1 protein-coding gene is annotated in these 5167 nt (G+C 33.0%); it reads left to right on the forward strand.

Annotation, left to right across the window (positions count from 1 at the left end):
- Nucleotides 1-226: 226 nt before the first annotated feature.
- Entirely contained in the window at nucleotides 227-4870 is a 4644-nt protein-coding gene (gene avs4 / locus JOC49_RS12805) for an AVAST type 4 anti-phage nuclease Avs4 (protein ID WP_204665432.1), read from the forward strand.
- Nucleotides 4871-5167: the final 297 nt, after the last annotated feature.

Below are 5167 nucleotides of genomic sequence, written 5' to 3' on the forward strand. Positions count from 1 at the left end.
ACAAAATCCGCTTGTTTTCAGTGGCTCGAGCTGTTTTTCAATACAGGAAAATAAGGAACAAACAATTGAGTGTGATAAAGTGTGAGAAGTTAGCAACAAAACAAAATAGTAAAGATAGTAAAGCACTTGATTGAATAAAATTCAACAGGTGCTTTTTCTATATTACATATTTCTTTATAACGTTGGTCTGAAATCCCTTTATATATAAGAAGAGAGGTGAGTACACTTGATTATACCTGATTGGAACATATTTAAAAGTAAGTTTACGAGTAATCCACAAAAGTACTTCGAGTGGTTCTGCTACCTGCTTTTTTGCAGACAGTATAACTGCAATTTTATACATCGCTATAAGAACCAAGCCGCTATTGAAACAGATCCAGTTGAAGTGGACAGTATTTTGGTTGGCTGGCAAGCAAAATTTTATGAAGGGTCACTGACCGATAACAAGGATGATCTTTTAAAGATGGTAGAGAAATCTGTTAAATATTATCCAGAAATCAAGATAATTCAGATTTATACAAATTCTGAATGGGGACAAGCTAGAGGTAAAGAACCGGCATCAAAGATAGAGATTGAGAAAAAAGCTAAAGAACATAATATTGAAATAGTTTGGATGGTTCAGAGTTATTTTGAATCAGAATTTGTGGTGCTCGAATGTGAAGAAATTTCAAAATTCTTCTTTACATTTGAAAATAACATAATAGATGTAGTGCAGGAGTTGAAGTCTCATACAGAGAATTCACTAGATAAGATAAGTACTAAGATTATATTTAATGCCCACGATATTGAGATAAATCGAAGAGAAGAGTTACAGAAGCTAAAATCTAGTGAATCACCAATGATTTTCTTAATGGGGACAGGTGGAAATGGTAAGACTGCTTTAGTGAAGTACTTGTATGATGAGATATCAGCTGACAATGGTGCAATGTATTTGATTAAAGCCCACGAGTTATTGGGTAGGTCAAAGAACAGATTAGAGAAGTTGGATGTAGATGAATTTATTGAATATCACAAGTTGGTTAATAAAAAGTTCTTCGTGATTGATTCAGCTGAAAAATTACATGAATTAGAAGATGATGAGATTTACTTAAATGTTGTGACTAAACTACTTGTAAGTGGTTGGACAATAGTTTACACGGTTAGAAATCACTTTGTTGAACCACTTAGCTATATGGTCAACGATATTTTTAATATAGTACCATTAAAAATTGAAATAGATAGTATTCAAAGTGAAGAACTTGAAGCTTTGGCAAAGAGTCATAATTTCAAAATACCAACTTCAAGTAGATTGCAAGAATTAATCTGTATTCCTTTTTATTTAAATGAATATTTGACGAATTATGGAGAGAATGAAGAACTGGATTATTTGGGATTTAAGACAGAGCTATGGATTAAACAAATTAAAAAGGGCAAAGGTGAAAGAGAGCGGTTCTTCATAAATTTTGCGGCTGAAAAGGCTACACGGTCATCATTTTACAATGAATCAGAGAACCAGTATGCATCTATTTTTGTTGATGAAGGAATACTTGCCCAAGACGAGTCTGGTTATTTTATTGCTCATGATATCTATGAAGAGTGGGCACTCGAAAAGCATGTAGATATTCTCTATAGAACTTCAACAAATATTGAAGAATTCTTTAATCGAGTTGGTACTAGTCTGCCTTTACGCAGAGCGTTTCGAAATTGGTTAGGGGATATGCTTGAATATGATGAGAATGTAATTGTAGCCATGGTTGATGTTGTGTATGGTGGTATGGAGGTTGAACCTTTTTGGAAAGATGAAATCTTGATATCAATTTTACTATCAAGCCAAGCGCAATTATTTTTTAGTAGCGCAAAGAATCAGCTCCTCGATAATGAGTTATTCCTTCTAAAAAGAATTGCAGCATTATTGGTTACTTCATGTAAAGTCGTTGACATGGAGTATTCTAAAGCTCTTGCTAAAAAAGTCAATGAATCGTTACATCTTATAACAGCACCAACTGGAGAGGGTTGGAAGTCATTTATTGGATTTGTGCATGATGAAATATCATCAATTGAGATTGATAATATTGGATTTGTTATTAAGGTGCTTCACGATTGGGTATTCCATAATATTACAGGCAATACTGCAAGGTATGCTGGTGTATTAGCTTTACGCTATTATGAATGGTTGCAAGCTGAGCGAGTATTTCATAGTAATAATGATTTTGAAAAAAAGATACTCAGAATTATTGTGATGAGTTCAAATGAAATTAAAACTGAACTTAAAGAAGTGTTTGATCAGATTATTGATAATAAATGGAACCATCATAGAGATCCTTATAATAATTTATGTGATTTTATTATTGAGGATATGAGCGGTAATTATATTGCAGAAGCATTAACGGAAGAGTTAATACAGATTATGAAACTTTATTGGACAGAAAGTAATGAGGACAAGTATTCAAGGCTATATGGGCATAGTAGTAGTTTGGAGCCTTATTATGGATTAAATGAATGCCATCATGATTTCTACCCATCAAGCCCGTACAAGACTCCGGTGCGACGAATTCTTCAGGCAGATTTCAACAAGGGATTAGATTTTTGTATTTGGTTTGCCAACTATACAACGGAGCATTATCTAAAATCAAGACTTTCACAAAATGAAGTATGGACTGTGCCTATCGAGAGGAGCGATGGAATAATAGTAGAAATACAGGTTTCAAATAGACTCTGGTGTGTTTATCGAGGAAGCCAAACCAATCCAGATGTTTTGGAATCGGTATTTATGGCCTTAGAAAAAGAATTGCTTAGAATTGGTGATGCTTTAGGTGGCGAGATTCTGATGCCATATATGATATACATTATTGATAATACAAACTCGGCTATTCTCTTAGGTCTTGTTGCAAGTATGATTTGTGCTTATCCTGATCAGATGTTTGAAGTAGCGTTGCGACTTTTTAGACATGAGTTATTTTTTGTATTTGATAAGAATAGGCTAAGTTTAGAGCGAAGTTTTTTGATTGGAGGGACTCCTGCTCATCTCTTTTACATTAATGAAAGAGAGGCGTCGAGAAAATTGAAGCATCGTAAGATATCTTTGGAAGAACTGTTCACAAATTATGCCATCTATTACTCGAAACAAAAAGATGAAGAAAGTAAATCTAGACTTGAAGAACTATATGCAATTTTAGATAAGCATTACGAAGAGTTGGGAAAGGAAGATATACAAGAGTCTATAACCTGGAGAATGAGTCTTGGTCGAATGGACATAAGAAAAATGGATGTGCAAGAGGCTATGGTTGAAGAACAGAAATATCAGGTGTATACTCCAGTATTTGATAATGACGTTGAAAAAACTAGATTAGCAATTTTACAGGAAAATAATAAAAGGCTTAGGTTCTTAGGACTACAAGGATGGTGTAGAGAAAAGTTTGAAGGAAAGAATATATCCGAACATAATAAGTCCTATGACAATGATATATCCAAAATTTTTGATGAATTTAATCAGTATCTCAATGATTTGCATCAAAATGGTGAACAATCAAGTCTTACTGGTAAAGAATTAAAATATATGGTACCTGCTGTGATGTACCGTGATTACTATTCAATTTTAAATGAGTCTCAGATCGAACTATGTGAAAATCTGCTTATTGAGGGATTGATGTCACCATATCAAGATGGTTTTGAATATAATGCTTTCAACGGAGTATCCTATGCATATGCTTCTTTACCTTTGTTGACATCTAGAAATATGGAATCTGTGAATAATATAGAAAGATTTTTAATTTTAGCGTTACTTGATGAGTATCCGATTGATGCAGTTAATCATTTTTGCATCTATGCGATTAATGCACTAAAACGAATAGTTGAGCTTGGTTATGTAGAGTTTGTCAAAGGATTAATGTCAAAATATGCTGCCGTATCCGTTCTTTATAAGAATTATATTGACTGCTACAGAATGAAAGCTAGAGAAGAGTACAGGCCTATTTCATCCGAGAAGTTAATCCGAGAATTTTCGGCAGACTATGATAGTGAGATTACTAGTGCAATAATTGATTCAGAAGTAAATGGCATTGATTTACAGAATCTTCAACCAGATATTAAAGCGAAATGCTTTCAAATTATATCGATAATTCAAAATGACAACTTAACTGAGATTAAGCATGCTTTGTCTCAGGATGTACTGAATTACTACTATGAGGCTGAAAAGAATAACAGTAGAATCTATAGCACTGATGGTTTCATAAAAAGTTTTTGTGAGCTAATGTTAAAAAGTAGTGAAGTCGATAGAAAGAAACTTTTTATACCTGTGGCTGAGAATATGGTTAATAGTGATGTAACGTGCGATATTGCTCGAGAAATGATTATTGTTGAAGATTATCTTCAAGAACGAGAAAATTTCTGGTGGTGGATGAAGGCGTTGAAGCAAATGCTAATCGCTGAAATTAGCACATATACTGAAAAAAAGTATCTCTTAAGACGGAATAGCAAGATAATTAGAACGCTGATGCTTTGTGAAAATGGATGGAACAGTGCTGCTGTTGAATGGCATAGTCTAAGTAAAATGGACATGCTTTATTTTAAAGAAATCGCTGAAAAGCTGAGTTATCATCCTGATGTTTTGTGGAGTATGTTAAAGCTTGTAAACGGAATAGGTACAGTGCATTTTAAAGTGGGTATTTCCATAGTTGCTGATATGTTTAGGAATAGTAATGGTTTTGATGGAATTAGTATTATTGCGGATGTAGTACAGTATTTAGAGATAACCATTAGAAAATTTGTTAATCAACATAGAAGTGAGATAAGAAGGAACACAAAAATAAAAAGTGATGTGATTACGATACTAAATTGGTTGGTTGAACATGAGTCAGTTTTAGGATATATGCTTCGAGATGATTTACTTTGATTAATCATACTGTGTATGAAAATATGAGAACATAAAAAGCTTTGGAAACTCGTCTAAACATCCGCATATGAGATAGTACAGTTAATCATATCACCGATCATAAGTAAGGAATAACATGCTTACAAATTAAAATAGAATAAATGTAATTGTACGAAATCAAAGCTCAAGGTATTCAATTATACTTTGAGTTTTTTTATGGAAAGAGACTAACTATATGAAGTCAATAGAAAAAACAAAATAATCTAAATAAAATTAAAGTTAAAAAATTGCACGACAAAAAGAAGTAGAGAAATCTAC

Source organism: Fusibacter tunisiensis (assembly GCF_016908355.1).
GTDB lineage: Bacteria > Bacillota > Clostridia > Peptostreptococcales > Acidaminobacteraceae > Fusibacter_D > Fusibacter_D tunisiensis.